This is a genomic window from Achromobacter sp. JCM 18799 (assembly GCF_055395645.1).
The window spans coordinates 5,363,809-5,385,624 of sequence record NZ_AP043866.1 but is presented as its reverse complement, the minus strand read 5'-3'; the positions used below and the strand labels follow the sequence as shown (position 1 = coordinate 5,385,624).

The window sequence follows — 21,816 nt, the reverse complement described above, 5'->3', positions numbered from 1 at the left end:
CCTCCGGAGAATGAATCATGATTAATTGGGAAGACGACACCATCGCCACGCAACCTGCACAATCGCCCGCACCCGCGGCGGGCGGGCAGGCTGCGCCCGCCGTCCGGGCGGCGACCGGTGTTTTCGGCGACACCGCCATGCCCACGCCTGCCGCGCCTGAACACGCGGCTGGCTTGGCCGCCAGCGGCTCCGCCACCTCGCAACGCGTGAAGGTTGCCGACAAGCGCATCATCAACGGCCAGACCGACGTCAATCAGCTCGTGCCCTTCAAGTACAAGTGGGCATGGGAGAAGTACCTGGCGACTTGCGCCAACCACTGGATGCCGCAAGAGATCAACATGTCGCGCGACATCGCCCTCTGGAAGAACCCGAACGGGCTCACCGAGGACGAGCGCCGCATCGTCAAGCGCAACCTGGGCTTCTTCGTCACCGCCGACTCGCTGGCCGCGAACAACATCGTGCTGGGCACCTACCGCCACATCACGGCGCCCGAGTGCCGCCAGTTCCTGCTGCGCCAGGCGTTTGAAGAAGCGATCCACACGCACGCCTATCAATACATCGTCGAAAGCCTGGACCTGGACGAAGCGGAGATCTTCAACGCTTACAACGAAGTGCCGTCCATCCGCGCCAAGGACGAGTTCCTGATCCCGTTCATCGACGCGATCGCGGACCCCAACTTCAAGACGGGCACGCCCGAAGCCGATCAGACGCTGCTGAAGTCGCTGATCGTTTTCGCTTGCCTGATGGAAGGCCTGTTCTTCTACGTTGGCTTCACGCAGATCCTGGCTCTGGGCCGCCAGAACAAGATGACCGGCGCCGCCGAGCAGTACATGTACATCCTGCGCGATGAATCCATGCACTGCAATTTCGGCATCGACCTGATCAACACCGTCAAACTGGAAAATCCGCATCTGTGGACGCCGGAATTCCGCGAAGAAATTCGAGAACTCTTCCGCAAAGCGGTCGAACTCGAATACGCTTACGCCGAAGACACGATGCCGCGCGGCGTGTTGGGCTTGAACGCACCTATGTTCAAATCCTACCTGCGCTTCATCGCCAACCGTCGTTGCCAGCAAATCGGTATCGAACCGCTGTACCCGCAGGAAGAAAATCCCTTCCCGTGGATGGCGGAAATGATCGATCTTAAAAAGGAACGCAACTTTTTTGAAACTCGCGTGATCGAATACCAAACCGGTGGCACGCTGAGCTGGGAGTAAAAGCAGTACGTCATCAGGCCCGGCGCGGGCACGCTCCAGATGCAAGGAGCGTCGCGTTCGCGACAGGCTTGATGATGTTCTCCCTGGTCAGGGTGTTTTGCCACCGGGCCGCCCCAAGGCAAAACGCGCCCCCTCGGGGGCAGCAAGCCGAAGGCGCGGCGTGGGGCATTCGAACACACGTAGAACAAGCGGTCGGCGGTCTGTGATCAGGTCGCCTGCCGGCGCCATTTGAAATGGCTCGCGCCAAAGGAGCGGGGGCCATATCAAATGGCTGTGCCGAATTCATTAGCGCAAACCGTAGTAGCTGTTGCTCGCACAGAACAGCGGCTTGCGCCGATGAATAGCCCGGGCACGATGCGCCTTGTTGGCGGATCGGGGCACGGGTTTAAGTTCTGGGACCCCTGAACCTAAGGAGCATGACCATGGCAACAGCCAAGAAAGCCGTAAAGAAAGCGGTGAAGAAGCCCGCCGCCAAGAAGGCAGTAGCGAAGAAGGCCGCACCGGCCAAGAAAGCTGCCGTCAAGAAGGTAGCCGTCAAGAAAGTCGCTGCCAAGAAGCCGGCAGTGAAGAAGGTTGCCGCCAAGAAGCCGGCAGTCAAGAAGGTCGCCGCCAAGAAAGCGGTAGCCAAGAAGGCCGTCGCCAAGAAGGCCGTCGCCAAGAAAGCGGTAGCCAAGAAGGTTGTCGCCAAGAAGGCCGTGGCCAAGAAAGCTGTCGCCAAGAAGGCGGTTGCCAAGAAAGCCGTAGCCAAGAAGGCGGTTGCCAAGAAAGCCGTCGCCAAGAAGGCCGTCGCCAAGAAAGCGGTAGCCAAGAAGGCCGTCGCCAAGAAGGCTCCTGCTGCCAAGAAGGCGGTTGCCAAGAAGGCCGTAGCCAAGAAGGCGCCTGCCGCCAAGAAGGCTGTTGCCAAGAAGGCCCCCGCTGCCAAGAAGGCTCCTGCCGCAGCCAAGCCTGCTGCTGCCAAGAAGCCTGCTGCCGCCAAGAAGCCCGCTGCGAAGAAAGCCGCTCCGAAGAAGCCCGCAACGCCGCCGTCCACGGCTGCTGCTCCGGGCGCGAAGACCGCGCTGAACCCCGCCGCGTCGTGGCCGTTCCCGACGGGTGGCCGTCCTTAATCCGGACGGTTCGAAGCACTAGCTTCGCAGAGCCGCCTGGCCTAGGCCGGGCGGCTTTTTCGTGTCCGCGCGGCCCGGCATCGGCCAGCCTCGTCCAGAACGGCGAGCCCGCGCGGCCCGCAGGCGATTTTTCGCCTGGGCATGCGACAATTGACTCCTCTTTTTCAGGGTGACCGTGTCCATGCTCGATGAAATCTTGCGCTTCCTTCTCGAAATCGTGTTCACGCTGTTCGGCGCGGCGCTGATTGCGCGCGCCTGGATGCACGCGATACGGCTGCACCCGTTCAACCCGTTGTCGCGCTTCATCTACCAGGTCACCAACTGGCTGGTGATGCCCTTGCGCAAGATCATTCCCGCCGGCAACAAGATCGATTGGACCAGCCTGGTCGCCGTGTGGCTATCCGCGCTGGTCTATCTGGTGCTGATCTGGCTGGTGGTGATCGGCGCGCTGATTCCGCTGGATTACCTGCCCAGGGTCATGGGCTCGGCGTTGATCATGGCCGTCAAATGGGCGCTGAATCTGGTGGTGTGGCTGACGCTGATCCAGGCCGTGCTGTCTTGGGTGAATCCGATGGCGCCCATGATGCCGCTGCTGCAGGCGCTGACCGCGCCCATGCTGGACCCCATCCGCCGCCTGCTGCCGCGTACCGCGATCGACTTTTCGCCGCTGGTGCTGCTGATCGTCGCGCAGGTGCTGTTGATGGTGCTGTCCAACATCAGCCAGCGCATGGTGGGCCTGTAAAGCGGCGGGGCCGCGCCCCGCCAGCCCTTACGCCGGAATGCCGGCGTAGATCTCGACCAGCTTCTTGCGGTCGATCTTGTGATTGTTCGACATCGGCAGCGCCGGGCAGGCCACCAGTTCGGACGGCACCATGTAAGGCGGCAGGCGCTGTGCCAGCCGCTCTTTCCAGCCCGCCAGCGCCTCAGGCGCCAAAATGCGCGGCGCCTGTTCCGCTTCCGCTCCCGCCACAAATCCGATCAAGCGCACCGCGGTGCCGTCAGGCCGGCGCAACACCGCGCAGGCGCCGCCCTCCACGCCCGGCAGACCATGCAACGCTTCGTCGATCTCCGCCAGCTCGATGCGATAGCCGTTCAGCTTGATCTGGTCGTCCATGCGGCCGCGGCAGAACAGCAGGCCGTCGCCCTCCATCTGCCCCAGGTCGCCCGTGCGGAAGGCGCGGCGGCCATCGGCATAGGTGTAGAGCTTGGCTTCGTTCAGGTCCGGGCGATTCAGATAACCGCGCATGACGTGGTCGCCCACGATGCAGATCTCGCCTTCGTCCACGATCAGCACGCTATCCGGCTTGGCGTGCCCCACGGGCAGCGGATCGTGCGCGGCCAGGACCGCGTCGGTGACTTCGATCCAGGTGGTCGCCACGGTGGCTTCCGTGGGGCCATAGGTATTGAGGATGACGGCATCCGGGAAACGCTGGCGCAGCTTCCTGGCCAGCGCCGAAGGCAGCGGCTCGCCGCAGAACAGGAAGGTGCGCAGCTTGGGCAAAGAGGCCGGCAAGAAGTCGCGATTGGCCAGCTGCTGGTGCGCGAACGACGGCGTGGAGACCCAGACCGTCACGCCGTGTTCGGCCAAACGGGCCATCCAGGCGGCAGGCGCGGCGATCTGCTCGCGTGCGTTCAGCACGCAGCAACCGCCCGCGGCCAAGGTGGCGAAAACTTCGTACATGGACAGGTCAAAGCTGAACGGCGCCTGGTTCATGAACACGGGCGCCTCGCCCAGGCCGAAGCTGCCCAACATCCAGTCGCCCAGCAGGCCCACGCTTTCGCGGCCGATCTGCACGCCCTTCGGGTCGCCCGTGCTGCCGGACGTGAACATCACGTAGGCCAGGCCGCGCTCTTCCAGCATGGCGCCCTCGCCCGGCGTGAAGCGGCCGCTGGCCGCATCGAACACGGCGGCGGCGCGCACGATCTCGACGATGCGGCGCAAACGCTCTTGCGGATAGATGGTATCCACCGGCACAAACGGCGCCCCGATCAGCAAGGCGCCCACCATGGCGACAAAGAACGCAGCTTCCTTGTGGCCATAAATGGCCACCGGCACGTCCGGCGCCACGCCATGCCTGCGCGCCTCGTCGGCCCAGGCGCCGGCCTCGGCGCGCAATTGCGACCAGCTCAGGCTGCGGTCTGCGGCGACGACCGCAGGCGCGTCAGGCGCATATTCGGTATCCGTGAACTGGAAAGACTTCAGATCGAAACGCATGCCGAAACTCCCGGCGTCAGATGGGACTGCGGCCGCTGAACACATATAGCGCCAGCGCAGCAAGAATCAGGGTGAGCACGCGCCCGAGAAAGCGCATGACGGGTTGCGCCAGCGCAGCCTGCAAGGCCGGACGGGTGCGCGCCGCGTTGATCAGCAGGTTGTGGCCCACCGAGTACGCGCCGAACATCAGGCCGCTGACGATGTAGTGCAGCGACAGGCCGTTCCAGACGCCCATGGCCAGCAAGGTCGCGAAGATGCCGATGTTCTGCGCCGCCATGCGGTGGCGTCCGAAGAACTTGGTCTTGCTCAGCGCCTTGTAGATGGGCATGAACACCACGTCGCGCAGCCACTCCGACAGGCTGATGTGCCAGCGGCGCCAGAAGTCCTGCGGGTTGAGCGTGGCCAGCGGATTGCGGAAGTTGATCGGCAACGTGAAGCCGAACAGCATGCCGATGCCGATCGCCATGGTGGAATAGCCGGCGAAGTCGAAGAACAGATAGGCGCTGTAGAGCGAGGCGTTGAGCGCCACGCCGGTGAATGAGTAATCATGCGCGTCGAGCGTCGCCAGGCCGTAACGCCAGATGAGTTCGGCCACGCCGAACTTCTGGATCACGCCCAGCATGATGAGCTCCAGGCCGCTGAGCCAGGTGTTCAGGTTCACGCCTTCATAGCCGCGCTTCAGGTCCGCCTGGAAATTGCGCCAGCGGTACATGGGACCGGCCAGCAGCGTCAGCGGGAAAAACAGGTAGATGAAGTAGTCCAGCGGCGACACGCGCTCGTTGCGCTGCGCGAACAGCAGCACGTCGATGGCGCGGAACGTGGCAAACGACAGTCCCAGCATGGCGCCCAGGTGCGAGACGCCCGTCTTCACCAGCAGCAGCGGCGTCATGGTGATGATCACGGCCAGCCAGGTGGGGATGTAGTTGCGCCGCACCGCCCACAGCGCGCTGCCGGAAATGGCCAGCAAGGCGATGGGTTGATACGGACGCGCCCAGAACACCGCCATCCACACGCCCAGGCAGATCACGCCGATGATGTGGCGGTAGCCGATACGGAACGGCATGCCGAAGGAACGGTAGGCCAACAGTCCCAGGCCACCGCACAGGGCGCCGCCGAAAAAGCTCAAGCTTGCGAACAATTCCATGGCGGGCTCAGAACTGTTGGTATTGGAATTCGACCTTGATCGGCCCGCCGCTGCCCGTGGTGGGCTGCGCCTGCAGCACGAACACCAGGATCACGCCGATATACAGGCACAGGTGCCAGAGAAAGCGGCGGCCCCAGGCGGCAGCCGCCTTGCGGCTTTCCTGCCCTTCAACAGCGCGGCCGGCCTCTGGCGCGGCCGCGGGAAGAATCTTGCTCATCGGGAAAAGTACTCCGCAATACCTTGATCGGCCATGGCCCAGCCGAGTTCGGCCAGGTGCATGTCGTCGCGCAGCATGCCCGGTTCGAAGGGGATGCTGTAGAGATCCAGGCAGCCCATCTGGTAGCGCTCGCACATGCCCGTGATGGCGGCCACCACCGGGTCGAAGCGCTCCACGTCCAGGATGAGCTTGGGATTGAAGGGCTGGATGACGAAGTAGGCGTGGACCTTGCGCTGCTGCAGCAAGGCCATCACGCGCGACAGATCGCCGAGTTCCGTGCGGGTGATCGGGTCAACGTCGGCAAACTCGTTGCGGGCGGGCGAGTACAGCGGCGCCAGGTACTGCTTGTAGTAGTCGTCGCGCACGTCGTAGGGGTTGTGCCCGCCCAGATCCTGCTCGACCGCGCGCGCCTGATGCGTCAAACGCCCCCACTCGCCCTGGTCAAGGCGGGCGGCCGACGGCCACGACACGTAGCGGTGCGCCGGCACGGACAGCTTGGTACGCGGGCGGTCGGGCGCGGGTTCCTTGCGCGCGTGCCACCACAGCGCCAGCTTGTCCTTCAGCTCTGCGACCTGACCGTTGGCGATGAGCCACAACAGGCCCCAGTTGGCGTTGTCGCTGATCCAGGTCTGCATCTGCTCGCGCGTATTGGGCTTGTCCCAAAGGCGATCCCAGACCGGGCCTGTGACATGCTCGGCGAATGCGCTGCGCGGCAACTGTCCGCCCGAAGCGAACCAGGCCGGCGACAGCATGATCACCAGCCGCGTGTTGGGCGTGAGCGAGTCCGCCACCGACTCCAGCACGCTGACGATGCCGTAGGACTGGAACATGGCGTGGCCATAGGCCAGCGTCGGCACCTTCAGTTCTTCGGGGAAGAAGCGGTAAGGCACGAAGCGCAGGTCGTGGCTGGACAGTTCGGACGAGCCGAGCACGACCAGCGTGCCATCGCTCAGGGCGTTGCCCAGGCGGTTCAGGTTGACGTGCTGGGTGCCCCAGTCCGGTCCCAGGTTGGGCAGGTAGTTGCTCTTGGCGGCGGCCGCGGCCGAAGGCGACGACATGGGATTCACGATGCGGCTCAGCAGATCGTCCGCGCCGCAATACGTACCCACCGCCAGAGCCACCGCCGTCGCGGCTGCCGCGACGTGAGACAACAGCCGGGTATTACGAAGTATGGGCAGCGACATAGCCGGCAAGCGTGCGGACCGACTGTAGGTGCTCCGCGATCTCGGGAGCCGGGATGCTGCAGCCGTACTCCGACTCGACCGCCAGCGTGATGTCCACGGCGGCGAGCGAATCGACCAGGCCGGTAGCAATCAACTGCGTATCGGGGGTGACTTTCTTCATGACGATCGACTCGACGATCTCGCCGATCTTGGTGTGGAGTTCTTGCTCGGTATGCATAGATAGTGCGGCGTTACAGGCCTGATCGGCCAACAATCCCCCGCCCCCGGGATTCAGGACGACGAGATTACAAAGAAACTGCTGAAACCAGGCTGAACATCCAGCCCCCCGACAAACGACGCCCCGATGCACTCAGTTACATGATTTTCGCAATGCGACGTCGTTCGCAGGCGCAATCATGGCACTACGTTCGTCAAATCTCCATGACGCTTTTGGAGGAAATCGCGAGAAAACGCTGGCAAACGTAACGTTCGCGGGTAAGTCCCTGGGCGCGGCGTTGCGGCCGAGCGACAGATTTTTACGCTTGCGCGGCTCCTACCACCTTGCCCCCGTTTTCGCCCAATGTCGCCGGCAACAAAAAAGCCCCCTGGCGGGGGCTTTCTCGACTGGCCGCGCCGCAAGCGGCGCTGGACAGTAATTACATCGGCGTGACGCGGGTCGGGCCGGCGCCGCTGATCACCTGCACGCGCTGGCCCACGCTGATGGGCACATCGGCTTCCTGCGCGACCACGCGGGTTTCGCCGTTGTCCAGGCGCACGGTGATTTCGTAGCCGGAATTCTTGCCGGTCTGGTTCTCGATGGCATTGCCTGCCAGCGCGCCCAGGATCACGCCACCCACGGTGGCGATGGTGCGGCCGGTGCCGCCGCCGACGGCGTTGCCCGCCACGCCGCCCAGCGCGCCGCCGGCCACCATGCCGACGCCGCTGGACTTGTCGTTCTGGATCACGATGGGACGCACGCCAGTGACCGTGCCGGTACGGACGATCTGCTCGCGCTGCGCCTGGTCATAGCTGTAGACGCCGCTGGACGCGCTGCGGTTGGCGCAGCCACCCAGGACCGCCATCGAGGTCACGACGGCGGCGATCGCGAGCCAGCGCCCCGCGCGCGGCGTCACCAGGGAAAAAGTTTTGCTTTGATTCATTTGGACTCCTCGATCGGCCGTTGCCGACGATGTACTCATCATACCCTGACCCCGAATTGGGGCCAGCGATGCTGCAACACACTGAAACGCACCGCCAGAAGCTGAAAAACCCGGCGAAAAGCTCGGCTGGTCAAGACGCCGGAACAGCGCGTCTTCATCCCTTCCCAACGCTTCGACCTCAGCTCAACTGCCGGGTTCCCGAGGGTCTCAGAGCGGCAGATGAATGCCGTAAGTCGCGTGCAGCACGGCGTCGATCTCGGCGCGCGAGGGCGCATGATTCTGCGGTCCGCGCGAAGCGATCTTGATGGCGCCCATGACGTTGCCCAGACGGCAGCTGTCTTCCCAGCCCCAGCCGCTGGTCAGGCCGTAAAGCAGGCCGCCGCGTTGCGCGTCGCCACAGCCGGTCGGGTCGACCACCTGCGCCGCGCGCACCGGCGGGATCAGGATGGTCTTGCCTTCGGTCAGCAACGTGGCGCCTTCCGCGCCGCGCGTCACCACCACCGCCTGCAAGCTGCGGGCGATGTCGTCCATGCTGCGACCCGTGCGCTGCTCCACCACGCCGGCTTCGTAATCGTTCACCGTCAACGCCTGCGCCAGCTTGAGCATGCGCTCCAGGTCTGCCCCGTCGAACAGCGGCATGGCCTGGCCCAGGTCGAAGATGAACGGAATGCCGCGCTTATGCAGGCGCTCGGCATGGGCGAACATGCCTTCCTTGGCGTCGGGCGCAACGATGGCCCAGGCCGCATCGGCGTCGCTCAGATCGTTTTCCGCCGCGTGCGACATGGCGCCCGGATGGAAGGCGGTGATCTGGTTGTCGTCCAGATCGGTGGTGATGAAGCACTGCGCGGTGAACGTTTCCGGAATCACCTTCACGCGGCTGACATCGATGCCCAGGCCCGCCATGCGCTCCATGTACTCGCCCGCGTCTTCGCCCACGGTCGCGACGGGCACGGGCTTGCCGCCCAGCAGGTTCATGTTGTAGGCGATGTTGCCCGAGCAGCCGCCGTATTCCTTGCGCATGCTGGGCACCAGGAACGACACGCTCAACGACTGGATGCGGTCAGCGAGAATGTGTTCCTTGAAACGCCCTTCGAACACCGCGATGGTGTCGAACGCCATCGAACCGCAAACCAGAACTGGGGTAGCCATGCGAGTCATCCCTTAAGGAAAGAATTTATTGATTTGAAAGCCATTGACCTGGACGCCAGTCACTTCGATCGGCACGGAAATCTTCAATTCGCCCTGAGGCGCGAAAGGACCGCGCAGCTGCTCGGGCGTCAGATAATCTTCGGGCTTGAGCGCGCGGCGCACCACCACCGTATCCGACAGGTCGTTCAGGTCCAGCATCAGGGCGGGCCAGTGCTGCGGCTTGTCGTGACGGTTGCGCATCACCACCGTCAGCACCAAGCGGCTGCGGCCGTCATCGATCGCTGCCGCGCCGGTCGGCGGCTGCAGCGACGAGGAGGTGATGTGAATGAGTTCCAGGCGGCGCGCGTATCCCACGGTGCAGCCCAGCGGCTGGCACGCCATCTCCAGCGCCGGCCGCAGAATGGGCACGGAATTGGCGATATCGGTGCGGTACGCGTACACCAGCTGCAGGCCCAGCGCGATCAGGCCGACCAGGCAGGCATAGCCCCAGACCTTGCGCAACAGGCCTTGCCGCTCCTCGCGGTCCTGATCCAGGAATTCGGGCGGCGCGCGGCCCACGTCGGTGGCGCTGGAATAACGCGTGCGGGTGTCGCCCAGCACGGGCTCGCCAGCGTCTTCGCGGCCGGGGCCGTGATCGTCGCGGTAGTCTTCCCGGTAATCGCCGGGGTCCTCGTCGCGATGCTCGTCGGCGTATTCGTTGTCGTATTCGTCGTCGCGCGCTTCGTCGCGCACATCGGCGCGAGCGCGGCCTATGGTGAAGGACGGCTCAGCGAGCGGGCCGCGCGCGGCCGTATCGGCATGATGCCCCGCCCTCGAAACGGCGGGCGCAGTCCAGCGCAGCGGATCCTCGTCAGCGTCGATGTCGTCGTCGGCCAGGTCGTCCGACTCATGACGCCCCGCATCTTCCTCGCCTGGTATCGGTTCGGCGCGCCGGCGGATATCGTCGCGGCCGCGCAGCACGGCAGGCGGCACCGCGGGCGCACCATAGGGCGCCGCCACGGGCGCGCGCGGCGGTTCCGGCTCGTCGTCCCAGGGCGGGATCTGTGAAAAATCCACCGCGGGCGCGGGACGCGCAGCCGGCGGCGCGGCGGGAGGCACAGGTGCAATGGGGGCTGCCGGCACCTGCGGCGCAACAGCCGCTGCCGGCGTCGCCAGGACCGGTGCGGCCTGGCTGGCGGCGGGTGTCACCGGCATCGGCGGCGCGGCGGGCGGCACGGCTTGCGGCGCCGCTCCGGCGGCCGGCAATAGGCAGGCGCGCCCGTCGAACACGGTCGAGCAGGCGCCGCAGCGCACCAGGCCATTGCGGACCCGTAGCTGGTCAGGCACCACCTTGAAGGTGGTGCCGCACTGCGGGCAACGGGTGGTCAGGGCCATGGCGCGATCCAGCAGCGGCAGCGCTCAGGCCTTCTGGCCGTGCAAGCACACCCAGCCGTCGCGCGCGCGCCAGACCGACATGGCGATCCAGGGCGCGTAGGCGGCGGCCACTTCCTCGGCCTGCCGCTCCAGCACGCCGGACAGCACCAGATGACCGCCCGCGGCGACGCGTCCGGCCAGCATGGGCGCCAGCACCTTCAGGGGGTTGGACAGGATGTTGGCCACCACCACTTCGAAAGTGCCTTCCGCCAGTCCATCGGGCAGCATGGCTTGCAGCTCGACATGGTTGACCTCGGCATTGAAGATGGTGCTCTGCACCGCCTGGGCATCGATGTCCACCGCCTGGGTCGGGCCCGCGCCCAGCTTGCGCGCTGCGATCGCCAGGATGCCCGAGCCGCAGCCGTAGTCCAGCAGCGTGGCGCCGGCCGGCAACTCGGCTTCCAGCCAGGCCAGGCACAGATGCGTCGTGGGATGGCTGCCGGTGCCGAAAGCCAGGCCCGGATCCAGCTCGATGTGGATCGCGCCTTCCTGGGTGGCGGCGTCCGGCTCGAAGGCCGGCACATCGGGGTTGTCGCGGTGCCAGCTGGGCACGATCCACAGGCGTTCGGCGATATGGATGGGGCCGAACTGCGACTGCGTCAGGCGCACCCAGTCGGCGTCGGGCACGTCGCGCAGGCTCCAGCCCTCGAACACGGCGGGATCGAGTTCGCCCGCGGCGGCGGCTTCTTCCATGATCTGCGCGGGATCGGCTCCGTCGGGCAGCAGGGCGACGACGCGATTGCGGTCCCAGGCCTGCACGTCGGGCTCGGTGCCCGGCTCGCCGAACAAGGGGCGTTCGTCATCGGTGCCCAGGTCGGCATCTTCGACGGATACCGACAGCACGCCTGCTTCCAGCAAGGCGTCCGAGAGGGCTTCGGCTTGCGCCTCCAGGCAATGGAGCACGAGTTCACGCATGATGATTCTTCCATCTGGTCAACGGGCCGCGGCTTGCGCCGCGGCCCGTTGACCGTAAAACAAAACAGGAGCGGCCCGGGAGCGGAAAGCCCCCGGATCGCGGTCAGGGACGCTGAGCCAACTTGTGTTCCAGGTAATGGATGCTGGTGCCGCCTTCGATGAAGCGGGCGTCCTGCAGCATTTCGCGATGCAGCGGGATGTTGGTGGAAATGCCTTCCACCACCATTTCCGACAGCGCGGTGCGCATGCGGGCCAGCGCCTGGTCGCGCGTGTCGCCGTAGGTAATGACCTTGGCAATCATCGAGTCGTAGTTCGGCGGCACGAAATAGCCGTTGAACGCATGCGAATCGATACGCACGCCCGGGCCGCCCGGCGTATGCCAGTTGGTGATACGGCCGGGGCTGGGCACGAAGCGGAACGGATCTTCCGCGTTGATGCGGCATTCGATCGCGTGGCCCTTGAATTCGATGTCGCGCTGGCGCAGCGTGAACTTTTCGCCGGCGGCGATCAGGATCTGCTGCTGGACCAGATCGATGCCGGTGATCAGCTCGGTGACCGGGTGTTCGACCTGGATGCGGGTGTTCATTTCGATGAAATAGAACTCGCCGTTTTCATACAGGAACTCGAACGTACCCGCGCCGCGGTAGCCCATCTTGCGGCAGGCGTCGGCGCAGCGGTCGCCGATGCGCTCGATCAGGCGGCGCGCGATGCCGGGCGCCGGCGCTTCTTCGATGACCTTCTGGTGGCGGCGCTGCATGGAGCAATCGCGCTCGCCCAGCCAGACCGCGTTGCGGCCGCCGTCGGCGAGCACCTGGATTTCCACGTGGCGCGGATTCTCCAGGAACTTCTCCATATAGACTTCGGGGTTGTTGAACGCGGCGCCCGCTTCGGAACGCGTCATGGTGACGGCGTTCAGCAGTGCGGCCTCGGTGTACACCACGCGCATGCCGCGGCCACCGCCGCCGCCTGCCGCCTTGATGATGACCGGATACCCGACTTCGCGCGCAATGCGGACGATTTCCTGCGGATCGTCGGGCAACGCGCCCTCCGAACCCGGCACCACCGGCACGCCGGCTTCGATCATGGCGCGCTTGGCGCTGACCTTGTCGCCCATCAGGCGGATGGTGTCGGGACGCGGACCGATGAAGACGAAGCCGCTCTTTTGGACGCGATCGGCGAAGTCGGCATTTTCGGACAAGAACCCGTAACCCGGGTGGATTGCCTCGGAATCCGTGACTTCGGCCGCCGAAATGATGGCCGGCATGTTCAGGTAGCTTTCACGCGACGGCGCGGGCCCGATGCACACCGATTCATCGGCCAGGCGCACGTACTTGGCTTCGCGGTCGGCCTCGGAGTGCACCACCACGGTCTTGATGCCCAGCTCGCGGCAAGCGCGCTGAATGCGCAGGGCGATTTCGCCCCGATTGGCGATCAGGATTTTTTCGAACATTTTCAGCTATCAGCCAATGACGAACAGGGGTTGACCGTACTCGACGGGCTCGCCGTTTTCGACCAGGATTTCTTTGATGACGCCGGACTTGTCGGCTTCGATTTCATTGAGCAGCTTCATGGCTTCAATGATGCACAGCGGATCGCCTTCCTTGACGGTGGCGCCCACGTCGATGAACGGCGCGGCGCCCGGGTTCGGCGCGCGGTAGAACGTGCCGACCATCGGAGCCTTCACGACATGGCCCTGGATCACCGGCGCAGCTTCGGCGGCGGCGGGCGCGGCCGGAGCGACGGCCTGGGCCGCTGGCGCAACCGGCACGCCGGCTTCGGGGTGGTGGTAGGCGACCGGTTGCAAGGTCTGCGAGAACTTGACGATCCTCACCTTGCCTTCGCCTTCGGTGATTTCCAGCTCGGCGATGCCCGATTCAGCCACCAGGTCGATCAGGGTTTTGAGTTTTCGGAGGTCCATAGAAGCTGCTTCCCGAGATAGTGTCGGCGACGTCCCTGCGTCGGGTCCGCGCCGTATAAGATGTAAATGCTGTGGTTTGGTGCGAGATCAGTGCCGCACTGCGTAACGCAGAGCCGCCTCGTAGCCGTCCGCGCCCAGGCCGCTGATGAGGCCTACCGCCAAGTCGGACAGATACGAGTGATGCCTGAAGGGCTCTCGCTTATACAGATTGGACAAATGTACTTCAATAAATGGGATCGCGACCCCAGCCAGCGCATCGCGAATTGCGACGCTGGTGTGCGTATATGCCGCCGCGTTGATGATGATGAAGTCGGTGCCGTCTTGCCGGGCCGCCTGGATGCGGTCAACCAATGCGCCTTCGTGATTGCCTTGCCACGCTGTCAGCGTGGCGCCCAGTTCGCCTGCGAGCAGCTCAAGACCCTCGTTGATCTGTTGCAGCGTGAGGCTGCCGTAGATGTGAGGTTCTCGGGTGCCGAGCAGGTTCAGGTTCGGGCCATGCAATACCAGTATGTTTTGCGCCATGCGCTTGCCAATGAGTGGTTTGCCAATTGTTGGCAAAACAGCCGATAAACCAGCTTTTTACGCCAATTCCTACTATTTGTCCAACAGACTTACGCCTTTAAACCAGACAGGGTGCGATCCAAGTCATCGGGCTGAATTTCACCCAATATCTTCCGGTTAATTCCGCCATCTGCGTTGAAAACAATAGTAAAAGGCAGGCCGCCGCTGGGGTTTCCCAGCTTGCGCAATGTATCGATAGCGCCGGCGCCTATCACCCACAAGGGGTAGGAAACCTGTACTTTCTCGACAAATTTTTGCATATTCGCAGCCGAATCGACGCCAATGCCGACAAACCGTACATGCGGGTATTTTTTCTGCAAGACGTCGAGTTCGGGCATTTCTCGGACGCAAGGCGCGCACCAGGTTGCCCAGAAATTGACCACGATGGGCTGGCCTTTCCAGCCTGCCAGCGTATGAGACGCCCCGTTCAAGTCCGGCAGCGGCATCTGCATCAGTGCGGCGACGGGATCGCCGGCATCGGCAGTAGCCGAGGGCGTCGAGGTCTTACGGCCCATCAGGGTATAGCCGCCCGCAACCGTGGCGGCTATGGCCACGCCGGCGGAAAGAAGTAGGCGTCGATTCATGGCGCGATCATAACCGCTGCCGCCGTTTTGCGCCGCGCAGGTTTTGCGCCGCGCAGGTTTCGCGCCGTGCGGGCCGCGGCGGGTCGCCACTCTATATATATACAATGCAGGACAGGAGAGTTTTTCAATGCACCTGCATATTCTTGGCATCTGCGGTACGTTCATGGGCGGCTTGGCGCTGATCGCGCGCGCTGCCGGCCACAAGGTCACTGGTTGCGACGCGGGCGTGTACCCGCCCATGAGCACGCAACTGTCCGAACAAGGCATCGAGCTGATCGAAGGCTTCGGCGCGGAACAGCTGGCGCTCAAGCCCGATCTCTACGTGATCGGCAACGTAGTCAGCCGCGGCAATCCGCTGATGGAGGCCATCCTGGACTCCGGCGCGCGCTACGTGTCCGGCCCGCAATGGCTGGGCGACAACATCCTGCCCGGCCAGCACGTGCTGGCGGTGGCCGGCACCCACGGCAAGACCACCACCAGCTCGATGCTGGCCTGGGTGCTGGAAGCCGCGGGCATGGCGCCCAATTTCCTGATTGGCGGCGTGGCGCAGGACCTGCACGTGTCGGCGCGCTTCGATCCGTCGCGTCGTCCCTTCGTGATCGAGGCGGACGAGTACGACACGGCCTTCTTCGACAAGCGCTCGAAATTCGTGCATTACCGTCCGCGCACGGCCATCCTGAACAATCTTGAATACGATCACGCCGACATCTTCCCCGATCTGGCGGCGATCGAGACCCAGTTCCATCACCTGGTGCGCACCATTCCCGGATCGGGCCGCATCGTGCGTCCGGCGCGCTGCGCCGCGCTGGACCGCGTGATTGCGCGCGGATGCTGGTCCGAAACCGTCACGTTCGGCGCCGATGGCGCCTGGCAGGCAACGGCGCCGGATGCCGAAGGCGCGTTCAGCGTGCTGCGCGGCGGCGTGACAGCCGGCACCGTGCGCTGGAACCTGACGGGCGAACACAACCGCATGAACGCGCTGGCGGCGCTGGCCGCCGCCGAACACGTGGGCGTGCCGGCAGCCCAGGGCATCGAGGCCTTGAGCCGCTTCGCGGGCGTGAAGCGCCGCATGGAGCTGCGCGGCACGGTCAACGGCATCAAGGTCTATGACGATTTCGCGCACCACCCCACCGCCATCGCCACCACCCTGGAAGGCCTGCGCCGCCAGGTCGGGCCGGCCCGTATCCTGGCAGTGCTGGAGCCGCGCTCCAACACAATGAAGCTGGGCACCATGGCCGCCCGCCTGCCCGCAGCCCTGGCCGACGCCGACCTGGTGTTCTGCTTCGGCGCGCACGCGGGCAAGCACGCCCTGGGCTGGAATCCGGCGGAAGTGCTGGCGCCCCTGGGCGACCGGGCTTCCAGCTACGATGACATCGGCGCGCTGGTCGCCGCCGTGGCCGGCGCCGCTCGTCCGGGCGACCAGGTGCTGGTCATGAGCAACGGCGGCTTCGGCGGCGTGCACGGCAAGCTGCTGGACGCCCTGCAGGCGCGCGGCTGATTCCGCCAAAGACACCGCAAAGGCGAGCAATGATTCTTTATCTGCACGGTTTCCGTTCCTCGCCGACCTCGCTCAAGGCCCGCATGATGGCCGACGCCATGGCCGAACGCGGCCTGTCGGCGGCCTGGGCCTGCCCGCAACTGCCCGCCAGCCCGCGCGAGGCCGTCGCCTTGGCGATGGAGATCGCCCGGCGCCAGCTGGAAGGCGCGGATTCTCCCCGCGCGCTGACCGTCATCGGCTCTTCGCTGGGCGGTTTCTACGCCACCTGGCTGGCCGAACAGCTGGGCTGCAAGGCGGTGCTGCTGAATCCGGCGGTCGAGGCCGCCCGCGACCTCGCCACCCAGATCGGCGAGCACCGCATGTATCATTCCGACGCGCCGTTCGTCTTCCTGCCCGAATACGTGGACGAACTGGCCGCCATCCATGTCCCCCGCATCACCCACCCCGACCGCTACTTCCTGGTGGCGGCCACCGGCGACGAGGTGCTGGATTGGCGCGAAATGCGCGACCGTTACGCGGGCTGCCGCCAACGCATCGTGCAAGGCAGCGACCACGGTTTGTCCGATTTTGCGGAATGGATGCCCGAAGTGCTTGAATTCGCCCTTGGCGACAAGCAGGTTCGCCCCCAATAATCAGTATCAGACTTCACCACTCTATATAGCAGCGCAAGGCGGCGCGTGCGCGCCGCCCAGGACGATCCCCACCATGTATGTGTTTTACGAAGACGACGGCAGCTTCAAGGCCGGCAATATCCTGTCCGAGACCGACGCCAGCCTGCAGGTGGAATCGGAATCGGGCAAGCGCAGCAAGATCAAGCGCGCCAATACCTTGTTCACCTTCGCCTCGCCCGAACCGGCCGCGCTGATGAGCCAGGCGGCCGCGACCGCCGAAACCCTGGACCTGCAATTCCTGTGGGAATGCGCGCCGCAGGATGAATTCGATTCCCCCGCGCTGGCCGCCGACTATTTCGGCCACGCGCCCACGCCGGTGGAACAGGCCGCGCTGCTGATGCGCCTGCACGGCGCGCCGGCGTACTTCCATCGTCGCGGCAAGGGCCGTTACCGCCCCGCCCCGCCGGACATCCTGGCCGCCGCGCTGGCCGCCCTGGAGAAAAAGCAGCGCCAGGCCGAGCAGCAGCAGGAATGGGTCGATGAAATGGCTGCCGGACGCCTGCCCGAGCCCATCGCCCAGGCCGCGGAATCGCTGCTGATCCGCCCCGACAAGAATTCGCAGCAATGGAAGGCGCTGGATGCAGCCTGCGCCAAGCTGGGCAAGAGCCCCGACCGCCTGCTGCTGGAGCTGGGCGCCTGGCCGCACGCGCTGGCGCTGCACAAGCGCCGCTTCCTGGCGGTGAACTTCCCGCGCGGGCTGGCGTTCCCGGATCTGGAACTGCCTGCCATCGACCGCGAGCTGCCGTTGTCCGACGCCGAAATCTATTCGGTGGACGACGTCACCACCACGGAAATCGACGACGCGCTGTCCGTCTCCACCTTGCCCGACGGCCGCCTGCGCGTCGGCGTGCACGTGGCGGCGCCGGGCATCACCGTGACCCGCGACAGCGATTTCGACAAGCTGGCGCGCGCGCGCCTGTCCACCGTCTACATGCCGGGCGACAAGATCCCGATGCAGCCGGACAGCATCATCCAGGCGTTCTCGCTGGATGCCGGCCGCGAAGTGCCGGCGCTGTCCCTGTACGTCGTGGCCGATCCGGAAACCGGCGAAATCATCGAATCGGAAACCCGCCTGGAACGTATCGTGGTGCGCGAGAACCTGCGCCACAACATGCTGGACGCCCAGGTCACGGAAGCCAGCCTGTCCGATCCGTCGGCCGACCTGCCCTATGGTCATTGGCTGCGCCCGCTGTGGAAGCTGGCGCAGGCCCTGTCGGCGCAACGCGAAAACGTGCGCGGCAAGCCGGAAAACAATTCGCGGGTGGAGTACAGCTTCTACCTGGACGGCAACCCCGACGATCCCGACACGCCGGTACGCCTGGTGCCGCGCCAGCGCAACGCGCCGCTGGACCGCATGGTGGCGGAATACATGATCCTGGCGAACAACCTCTGGGGCGGCCTGCTGCACCAGCACGGCGTGCCGGGCATCTACCGTTCGCAACAGGCGGGCCGCGTGCGCATGAGCACCCAGGCCCTGCCGCACGAGGCCATCGGCGTACCGCAATACGCCTGGAGCACCTCGCCGCTACGCCGCTACGTGGACCTGGTGAACCAGTGGCAGTTGATCGCTGCGGTCGAACACGGCGTGTCCGCCCGCCTGGTCGCCCCTTTCAAGCCGCGCGACGCGGACCTGTTCGCCATCATCGGCGCGTTCGATGCGCAATACGCGGCCTGGGCGGAGTTCCAGAGCGCAATGGAACGCTACTGGTGCCTGCGCTGGCTGAAACAGCACAACGTGACCCGCACCGTGGCGCACGTACTGCGCGAGGATCTGGTGCGGTTCGCGAATGCGCCGCTGGTGACTCGGGTGGGCGGGATGCCGGAGCTGGAGCGGGGGACTGCGGTGGAGATCGATATCCTGGGGATGGATGAGTTGTCTCTGGAGCTGGATTGCCGGTATATCGGGGAGATTAGTCCGGCTGTGGGCGGGCAGGAGTAGAGCCTTCTGCTCTGGCGGCAGCCTGGGGGCAGCGAACAGGGAGAGGTCCGTTTTTTTGTGTTTAAGGCGTTGGAAGCCTGATCGTTGTTCAGATCAGGCCTGTTGATGCTATTTAAGCGATAAAAAAATTGATCCTCCAGTTCGGCTGGCATAAACGGCAGGTCTGAGCCTGTCCGTATTCTTGTGGGCGAGGCGTTTTAAAAGTTGTTATCCCCGCCGCTCCATATACCTCCGCGCCATCTGATACCCCGCAAACACATAAAACCCGTTGCTATTGAGCACCAGCCAAGCTCCCAGCCCGCCGAGCAGAGCAACCACCGGCCCCACCGCCCGAACATCCCCTTGCGTCCACGCGATCAAGCCCAGGAAGCCGACAGCTATCAAGCCCAAGGACAGCCGCTTCAGCACCACCAGCCCGAATGCGTGCCCGCCCATGAAGGCGACCACGCCGATGGCCAACGCCAGGGCCGTCGCCGCACAGACCAGCACCAGCGCGAACGCCGCCAATGCCGGCCCCGCGCCGCGCAGCAGCAGGCTCAGCAGGCCTATCCCTACACCCAACCCGCCCGTCATCACCAGCACCGCCAACACCAGCGGCGACCACATCCCCGGTGGCGCTCGACGCGCATCCATCTCTGCCACGAAGCGATGCATCGCCGCCGACATGGCTAGCTGGTCCCGCTGCGGCAGCGCCGCCTCCAGTTTGCGGCACTGCGCGATCAACGCGTTCAGCCCCGCTCGCGGCGCATCCATCACGCCCTCGCCGCGCCCGGCGCGTGTTCCGCCACCGTGCTGCGCAAAGCCGCCATTGCCTCCTGCACCGCGATCGGACGGAACGGGTCCTCGCGCCAGTACATCGCCACCGACCCGAAGCCGGATAGCCGCACCGGAATGATCCGCATCGCCCGCATCTGCGAAAACCGCAGCGCCGCCCGGTGCGAAGCCACGCCGATCATGTCGCTGTTGTTGATCAACGTGAGATTGATGGTCACCGAATTCGATTCGACGTGGTCCGGCGGCGGCGCCTGGCCCGCCGCCGCCAGCGCCGCGTCCACCGCATTGCGGATGGGCGTGCCCTTGGGCCACAGGATCCAGCGGTAAGACAGCAGGTCCGGCCAAGAGGGCTGCTCGATCGCGAACAGCGGATGGCGCGGCCGCGCAACCAGATGGATGGGTTCCAGGTACAGGGCCTCGAAGCGGATCGCCGGGTCGTGATGCTCCGGCGCCGAACGTCCCACCACGATGTCCAGGTCGCCCTGCGCCAACTGCGCCAGCAGCTGGTCGGTCGTGCCCTCCACCAGCTTGACGCGGGCCTGTGGCATGCGCTCGAGCAGCTTCATCACCGCCAGCGGCACCGTGTCCGACGCCGACGCGCCCGACGCGCCTATCACCACCCGGCCGCCGCCGCCCTCGCGCAAGGCCGCCATGTCCGCGCTGGCGCGATCCAGTTGCGCCTCCACCCGCTGGGCATGCGCGATCAGCACGTCGCCGTACGGCGTGGGCCGCAGGCCGCGCGCATGCCGTTCGAACAACGGCAGCCCGATGTCGTCTTCCAGATCCTTCAGCCACTTGGACAAGCCCGGCTGCGTCGTATTGAGCATCGCGGCCGAGTGGCTGATGTTGCGGGTCTGGGCCAGGCTGAGCAGCATTTTCAGGTTGCGCAGGCGCAACCGGTGGGTCCAGTCCATGCAGGCCCTCGTCTCGTCTATGTATATTCTTATTGGTATGGATAATAAGATAAATTCATTTCAAAACACATAGCTCCTTACGCATAATCGTCTCCATATCAGGACCAGCCGCGAACCACGCGGCGGCCACGCGAAGCCGGCGCCAGCCGGACATTCCGGAGACAAGCATGCCCGACGGTCACCCCCCCGGCGCGGACCGCGCCGCCTATTACGCACGCATTGCCAGAAAACACATGGCGCCCCTGTGGGAGTCGCTGCACAACCTGGTGCCGCGCGAACCCGCGCCGCGTTGCGTCCCCGCCATCTGGAAGTACGAAGACGTGCGCGACGACGTCATGGCGTCCGGTTCGCTCATCACGGCGGAAGAAGCCGTGCGGCGCGTGCTCATCCTGGAGAATCCCGGCCTGCCCGGCCAGGCCAGCATCACGCAGAGCCTGTACGCGGGCCTGCAACTGATCCTGCCCGGCGAGATCGCGCCCAGCCACCGCCACACGCAGTCGGCCCTGCGCTTCATCGTCGAAGGCCGCGGCGCCTACACCGCGGTCAACGGCGAACGCACCACCATGCACCCTGGCGACTTCATCATCACCCCGTCATGGACCTGGCACGACCATGGCAACGCCGAAACCGCCGAAGGCGGCGAGCCCGTGGTCTGGCTGGACGGCCTGGACATTCCGCTGCTGCGCTTCCTGGACGCGGGTTTCGCCGAAAACTATCCCTCGGCCACACAACCCGTGACCCGCCCCGAGGGCGACAGCATGGCGCGCTACGGCCACAACATGGCGCCGGTGCGCCACCAGACCGCCAGCGGCACCTCGCCCATCTTCAACTATCCCTATGAACGCAGCCGCGAGGCGCTGGACCAGCTCTACCGCCACGGCGAACTGGATCCCTGGGACGGCGTGAAGCTGCGCTACCTGAATCCGGCCACCGGCGGCTACCCCATGCCGACCATGGCCACCTTCATGCAATTCCTGCCTGCCGGATTCCAGGGCAAGACCTGCCGCAGCACCGACTCGACGGTCTACAGCGTGGTCGAAGGCCGCGGCACCGCGCGCATCGGCGACCAGGAATTCCACTTCGGGCCGCGCGACGTCTTCGTCGCGCCGTCCTGGCAGCCGGTGCAGTTGGCCGCGCTGGACGACGCCACCCTGTTCAGCTATTCCGACCGCCCCGTGCAGGACGCGCTGGGCGTGTGGCGCGAAGCGCGCATCGGCTAGAAGCCGGCGCGCTCCCTCCGCTTCCATTTCAGGCCGGG

Annotated in this window: 22 protein-coding genes; 7 read left to right on the top strand and 15 right to left on the bottom strand. The window is 65.3% G+C overall.

What is annotated here, in order from left to right; all coding sequences use genetic code 11:
- Positions 1-17 precede the first annotated feature (17 nt).
- The 3 genes from ACZ5YA_RS25420 (at position 18) to ACZ5YA_RS25410 (ending at position 3,065) form a co-directional block, all read left to right on the top strand.
- On the top strand, positions 18-1,217 hold the full coding sequence (locus tag ACZ5YA_RS25420; protein ID WP_054458346.1) for a ribonucleotide-diphosphate reductase subunit beta: 1,200 nt from the start codon (positions 18-20) through the stop codon (positions 1,215-1,217).
- A gap of 422 nt (positions 1,218-1,639) precedes the next feature.
- A complete protein-coding gene (locus tag ACZ5YA_RS25415; RefSeq protein ID WP_118934848.1) occupies positions 1,640-2,323 on the top strand; it encodes a histone H1-like repetitive region-containing protein in 684 nt (227 codons plus the stop codon).
- A gap of 181 nt (positions 2,324-2,504) precedes the next feature.
- The gene (locus ACZ5YA_RS25410) at positions 2,505-3,065 is read left to right on the top strand and encodes a YggT family protein (protein ID WP_054458342.1); all 561 of its coding nucleotides are present in this window, start codon (positions 2,505-2,507) and stop codon (positions 3,063-3,065) included.
- Positions 3,066-3,092: 27 nt separating this feature from the next.
- On the opposite strand, the gene ACZ5YA_RS25405 is transcribed toward ACZ5YA_RS25410, so the two are convergent.
- From ACZ5YA_RS25405 to ACZ5YA_RS25345, 13 genes are all read right to left on the bottom strand, one after another.
- A complete protein-coding gene (locus ACZ5YA_RS25405) occupies positions 3,093-4,538 on the bottom strand; it encodes a D-alanine--poly(phosphoribitol) ligase (protein ID WP_464091399.1) in 1,446 nt (481 codons plus the stop codon).
- 16 nt (positions 4,539-4,554) lie between these two features.
- Positions 4,555-5,682 carry an MBOAT family O-acyltransferase gene (locus tag ACZ5YA_RS25400; RefSeq protein ID WP_059379054.1) on the bottom strand — a complete coding sequence of 376 codons (1,128 nt, stop codon included), beginning with the start codon at positions 5,680-5,682 and terminating at the stop codon, positions 4,555-4,557.
- Positions 5,683-5,689: 7 nt separating this feature from the next.
- Positions 5,690-5,899 carry a hypothetical protein gene (locus ACZ5YA_RS25395; protein ID WP_059379055.1) on the bottom strand — a complete coding sequence of 70 codons (210 nt, stop codon included), beginning with the start codon at positions 5,897-5,899 and terminating at the stop codon, positions 5,690-5,692.
- The gene (locus ACZ5YA_RS25390; RefSeq protein WP_059379057.1) at positions 5,896-7,083 is read right to left on the bottom strand and encodes a D-alanyl-lipoteichoic acid biosynthesis protein DltD; all 1,188 of its coding nucleotides are present in this window, start codon (positions 7,081-7,083) and stop codon (positions 5,896-5,898) included. The genes ACZ5YA_RS25395 and ACZ5YA_RS25390 overlap by 4 nt, the downstream gene beginning before the upstream one ends.
- The gene (locus tag ACZ5YA_RS25385) at positions 7,061-7,300 is read right to left on the bottom strand and encodes an acyl carrier protein (protein ID WP_006226661.1); all 240 of its coding nucleotides are present in this window, start codon (positions 7,298-7,300) and stop codon (positions 7,061-7,063) included. The genes ACZ5YA_RS25390 and ACZ5YA_RS25385 overlap by 23 nt, the downstream gene beginning before the upstream one ends.
- A gap of 418 nt (positions 7,301-7,718) precedes the next feature.
- Positions 7,719-8,222: an outer membrane lipoprotein gene (locus ACZ5YA_RS25380; RefSeq protein WP_059379058.1), complete on the bottom strand. Its 504-nt coding sequence runs from the start codon at positions 8,220-8,222 to the stop codon at positions 7,719-7,721.
- A 207-nt stretch (positions 8,223-8,429) separates the two neighbouring features.
- Positions 8,430-9,371, bottom strand: coding sequence for a carbohydrate kinase family protein (locus ACZ5YA_RS25375; protein ID WP_118934846.1), 942 nt, complete (start codon positions 9,369-9,371; stop codon positions 8,430-8,432).
- A gap of 12 nt (positions 9,372-9,383) precedes the next feature.
- Complete coding sequence (locus ACZ5YA_RS25370; protein WP_251878015.1) at positions 9,384-10,745, bottom strand: DUF3426 domain-containing protein; 1,362 nt, start codon at positions 10,743-10,745, stop codon at positions 9,384-9,386.
- A 24-nt stretch (positions 10,746-10,769) separates the two neighbouring features.
- On the bottom strand, positions 10,770-11,699 hold the full coding sequence (gene prmA / locus ACZ5YA_RS25365; protein ID WP_059379066.1) for a 50S ribosomal protein L11 methyltransferase: 930 nt from the start codon (positions 11,697-11,699) through the stop codon (positions 10,770-10,772).
- A gap of 103 nt (positions 11,700-11,802) precedes the next feature.
- On the bottom strand, positions 11,803-13,149 hold the full coding sequence (gene accC / locus ACZ5YA_RS25360) for an acetyl-CoA carboxylase biotin carboxylase subunit (RefSeq protein WP_464091398.1): 1,347 nt from the start codon (positions 13,147-13,149) through the stop codon (positions 11,803-11,805).
- 9 nt (positions 13,150-13,158) lie between these two features.
- On the bottom strand, positions 13,159-13,617 hold the full coding sequence (accB, locus tag ACZ5YA_RS25355; protein ID WP_118933903.1) for an acetyl-CoA carboxylase biotin carboxyl carrier protein: 459 nt from the start codon (positions 13,615-13,617) through the stop codon (positions 13,159-13,161).
- An 87-nt stretch (positions 13,618-13,704) separates the two neighbouring features.
- Complete coding sequence (aroQ, locus tag ACZ5YA_RS25350) at positions 13,705-14,139, bottom strand: type II 3-dehydroquinate dehydratase (protein ID WP_013391376.1); 435 nt, start codon at positions 14,137-14,139, stop codon at positions 13,705-13,707.
- An 89-nt stretch (positions 14,140-14,228) separates the two neighbouring features.
- Positions 14,229-14,762: a TlpA family protein disulfide reductase gene (locus ACZ5YA_RS25345; RefSeq protein ID WP_118933904.1), complete on the bottom strand. Its 534-nt coding sequence runs from the start codon at positions 14,760-14,762 to the stop codon at positions 14,229-14,231.
- 127 nt (positions 14,763-14,889) lie between these two features.
- Here ACZ5YA_RS25345 and mpl point away from each other — a divergent pair, with 127 nt between their 5' ends.
- The 3 genes from mpl to ACZ5YA_RS25330 all read left to right on the top strand — a co-directional run bounded on the left by mpl (position 14,890) and on the right by ACZ5YA_RS25330 (position 18,870).
- On the top strand, positions 14,890-16,260 hold the full coding sequence (mpl, locus tag ACZ5YA_RS25340; RefSeq protein WP_059379072.1) for a UDP-N-acetylmuramate:L-alanyl-gamma-D-glutamyl-meso-diaminopimelate ligase: 1,371 nt from the start codon (positions 14,890-14,892) through the stop codon (positions 16,258-16,260).
- A gap of 29 nt (positions 16,261-16,289) precedes the next feature.
- Entirely contained in the window at positions 16,290-16,892 is a 603-nt protein-coding gene (locus ACZ5YA_RS25335; RefSeq protein WP_059379074.1) for a YqiA/YcfP family alpha/beta fold hydrolase, read from the top strand.
- A 73-nt stretch (positions 16,893-16,965) separates the two neighbouring features.
- The gene (locus ACZ5YA_RS25330; protein ID WP_059379075.1) at positions 16,966-18,870 is read left to right on the top strand and encodes a ribonuclease catalytic domain-containing protein; all 1,905 of its coding nucleotides are present in this window, start codon (positions 16,966-16,968) and stop codon (positions 18,868-18,870) included.
- Between the two features lie 207 nt (positions 18,871-19,077).
- Here the strand turns inward: ACZ5YA_RS25330 and ACZ5YA_RS25325 are convergent, their stop codons facing one another.
- Together ACZ5YA_RS25325 and ACZ5YA_RS25320 are read right to left on the bottom strand one after the other, a co-directional pair.
- Positions 19,078-19,623: a hypothetical protein gene (locus ACZ5YA_RS25325; RefSeq protein WP_464091397.1), complete on the bottom strand. Its 546-nt coding sequence runs from the start codon at positions 19,621-19,623 to the stop codon at positions 19,078-19,080.
- Complete coding sequence (locus ACZ5YA_RS25320; protein ID WP_464091396.1) at positions 19,623-20,558, bottom strand: LysR substrate-binding domain-containing protein; 936 nt, start codon at positions 20,556-20,558, stop codon at positions 19,623-19,625. The genes ACZ5YA_RS25325 and ACZ5YA_RS25320 overlap by 1 nt, the downstream gene beginning before the upstream one ends.
- 167 nt (positions 20,559-20,725) lie before the next feature.
- Between ACZ5YA_RS25320 and gtdA the strand changes: the two genes are divergently transcribed.
- Complete coding sequence (gene gtdA / locus ACZ5YA_RS25315) at positions 20,726-21,778, top strand: gentisate 1,2-dioxygenase (RefSeq protein ID WP_251878022.1); 1,053 nt, start codon at positions 20,726-20,728, stop codon at positions 21,776-21,778.
- Positions 21,779-21,816 lie beyond the last annotated feature (38 nt).

Excerpts from the sequence above, each read along its gene's own strand:
- mpl (WP_059379072.1), top strand. The coding sequence starts at position 14,890 with ATGCACCTGCATATTCTTGGCATCTGCGGTACGTTCATGGGCGGCTTG.
- ACZ5YA_RS25385 (WP_006226661.1), bottom strand. The coding sequence starts at position 7,300 with ATGCATACCGAGCAAGAACTCCACACCAAGATCGGCGAGATCGTCGAG.
- ACZ5YA_RS25325 (WP_464091397.1), bottom strand. The coding sequence starts at position 19,623 with ATGGATGCGCCGCGAGCGGGGCTGAACGCGTTGATCGCGCAGTGCCGC.
- ACZ5YA_RS25390 (WP_059379057.1), bottom strand. The coding sequence starts at position 7,083 with ATGTCGCTGCCCATACTTCGTAATACCCGGCTGTTGTCTCACGTCGCG.
- ACZ5YA_RS25400 (WP_059379054.1), bottom strand. The coding sequence starts at position 5,682 with ATGGAATTGTTCGCAAGCTTGAGCTTTTTCGGCGGCGCCCTGTGCGGT.
- prmA (WP_059379066.1), bottom strand. The coding sequence starts at position 11,699 with ATGCGTGAACTCGTGCTCCATTGCCTGGAGGCGCAAGCCGAAGCCCTC.
- ACZ5YA_RS25320 (WP_464091396.1), bottom strand. The coding sequence starts at position 20,558 with ATGGACTGGACCCACCGGTTGCGCCTGCGCAACCTGAAAATGCTGCTC.
- ACZ5YA_RS25405 (WP_464091399.1), bottom strand. The coding sequence starts at position 4,538 with ATGCGTTTCGATCTGAAGTCTTTCCAGTTCACGGATACCGAATATGCG.
- accB (WP_118933903.1), bottom strand. The coding sequence starts at position 13,617 with ATGGACCTCCGAAAACTCAAAACCCTGATCGACCTGGTGGCTGAATCG.
- ACZ5YA_RS25395 (WP_059379055.1), bottom strand. The coding sequence starts at position 5,899 with ATGAGCAAGATTCTTCCCGCGGCCGCGCCAGAGGCCGGCCGCGCTGTT.
- ACZ5YA_RS25370 (WP_251878015.1), bottom strand. The coding sequence starts at position 10,745 with ATGGCCCTGACCACCCGTTGCCCGCAGTGCGGCACCACCTTCAAGGTG.
- aroQ (WP_013391376.1), bottom strand. The coding sequence starts at position 14,139 with ATGGCGCAAAACATACTGGTATTGCATGGCCCGAACCTGAACCTGCTC.
- ACZ5YA_RS25420 (WP_054458346.1), top strand. The coding sequence starts at position 18 with ATGATTAATTGGGAAGACGACACCATCGCCACGCAACCTGCACAATCG.
- ACZ5YA_RS25415 (WP_118934848.1), top strand. The coding sequence starts at position 1,640 with ATGGCAACAGCCAAGAAAGCCGTAAAGAAAGCGGTGAAGAAGCCCGCC.
- ACZ5YA_RS25375 (WP_118934846.1), bottom strand. The coding sequence starts at position 9,371 with ATGGCTACCCCAGTTCTGGTTTGCGGTTCGATGGCGTTCGACACCATC.
- ACZ5YA_RS25345 (WP_118933904.1), bottom strand. The coding sequence starts at position 14,762 with ATGAATCGACGCCTACTTCTTTCCGCCGGCGTGGCCATAGCCGCCACG.
- ACZ5YA_RS25380 (WP_059379058.1), bottom strand. The coding sequence starts at position 8,222 with ATGAATCAAAGCAAAACTTTTTCCCTGGTGACGCCGCGCGCGGGGCGC.
- accC (WP_464091398.1), bottom strand. The coding sequence starts at position 13,149 with ATGTTCGAAAAAATCCTGATCGCCAATCGGGGCGAAATCGCCCTGCGC.
- gtdA (WP_251878022.1), top strand. The coding sequence starts at position 20,726 with ATGCCCGACGGTCACCCCCCCGGCGCGGACCGCGCCGCCTATTACGCA.
- ACZ5YA_RS25410 (WP_054458342.1), top strand. The coding sequence starts at position 2,505 with ATGCTCGATGAAATCTTGCGCTTCCTTCTCGAAATCGTGTTCACGCTG.
- ACZ5YA_RS25335 (WP_059379074.1), top strand. The coding sequence starts at position 16,290 with ATGATTCTTTATCTGCACGGTTTCCGTTCCTCGCCGACCTCGCTCAAG.
- ACZ5YA_RS25330 (WP_059379075.1), top strand. The coding sequence starts at position 16,966 with ATGTATGTGTTTTACGAAGACGACGGCAGCTTCAAGGCCGGCAATATC.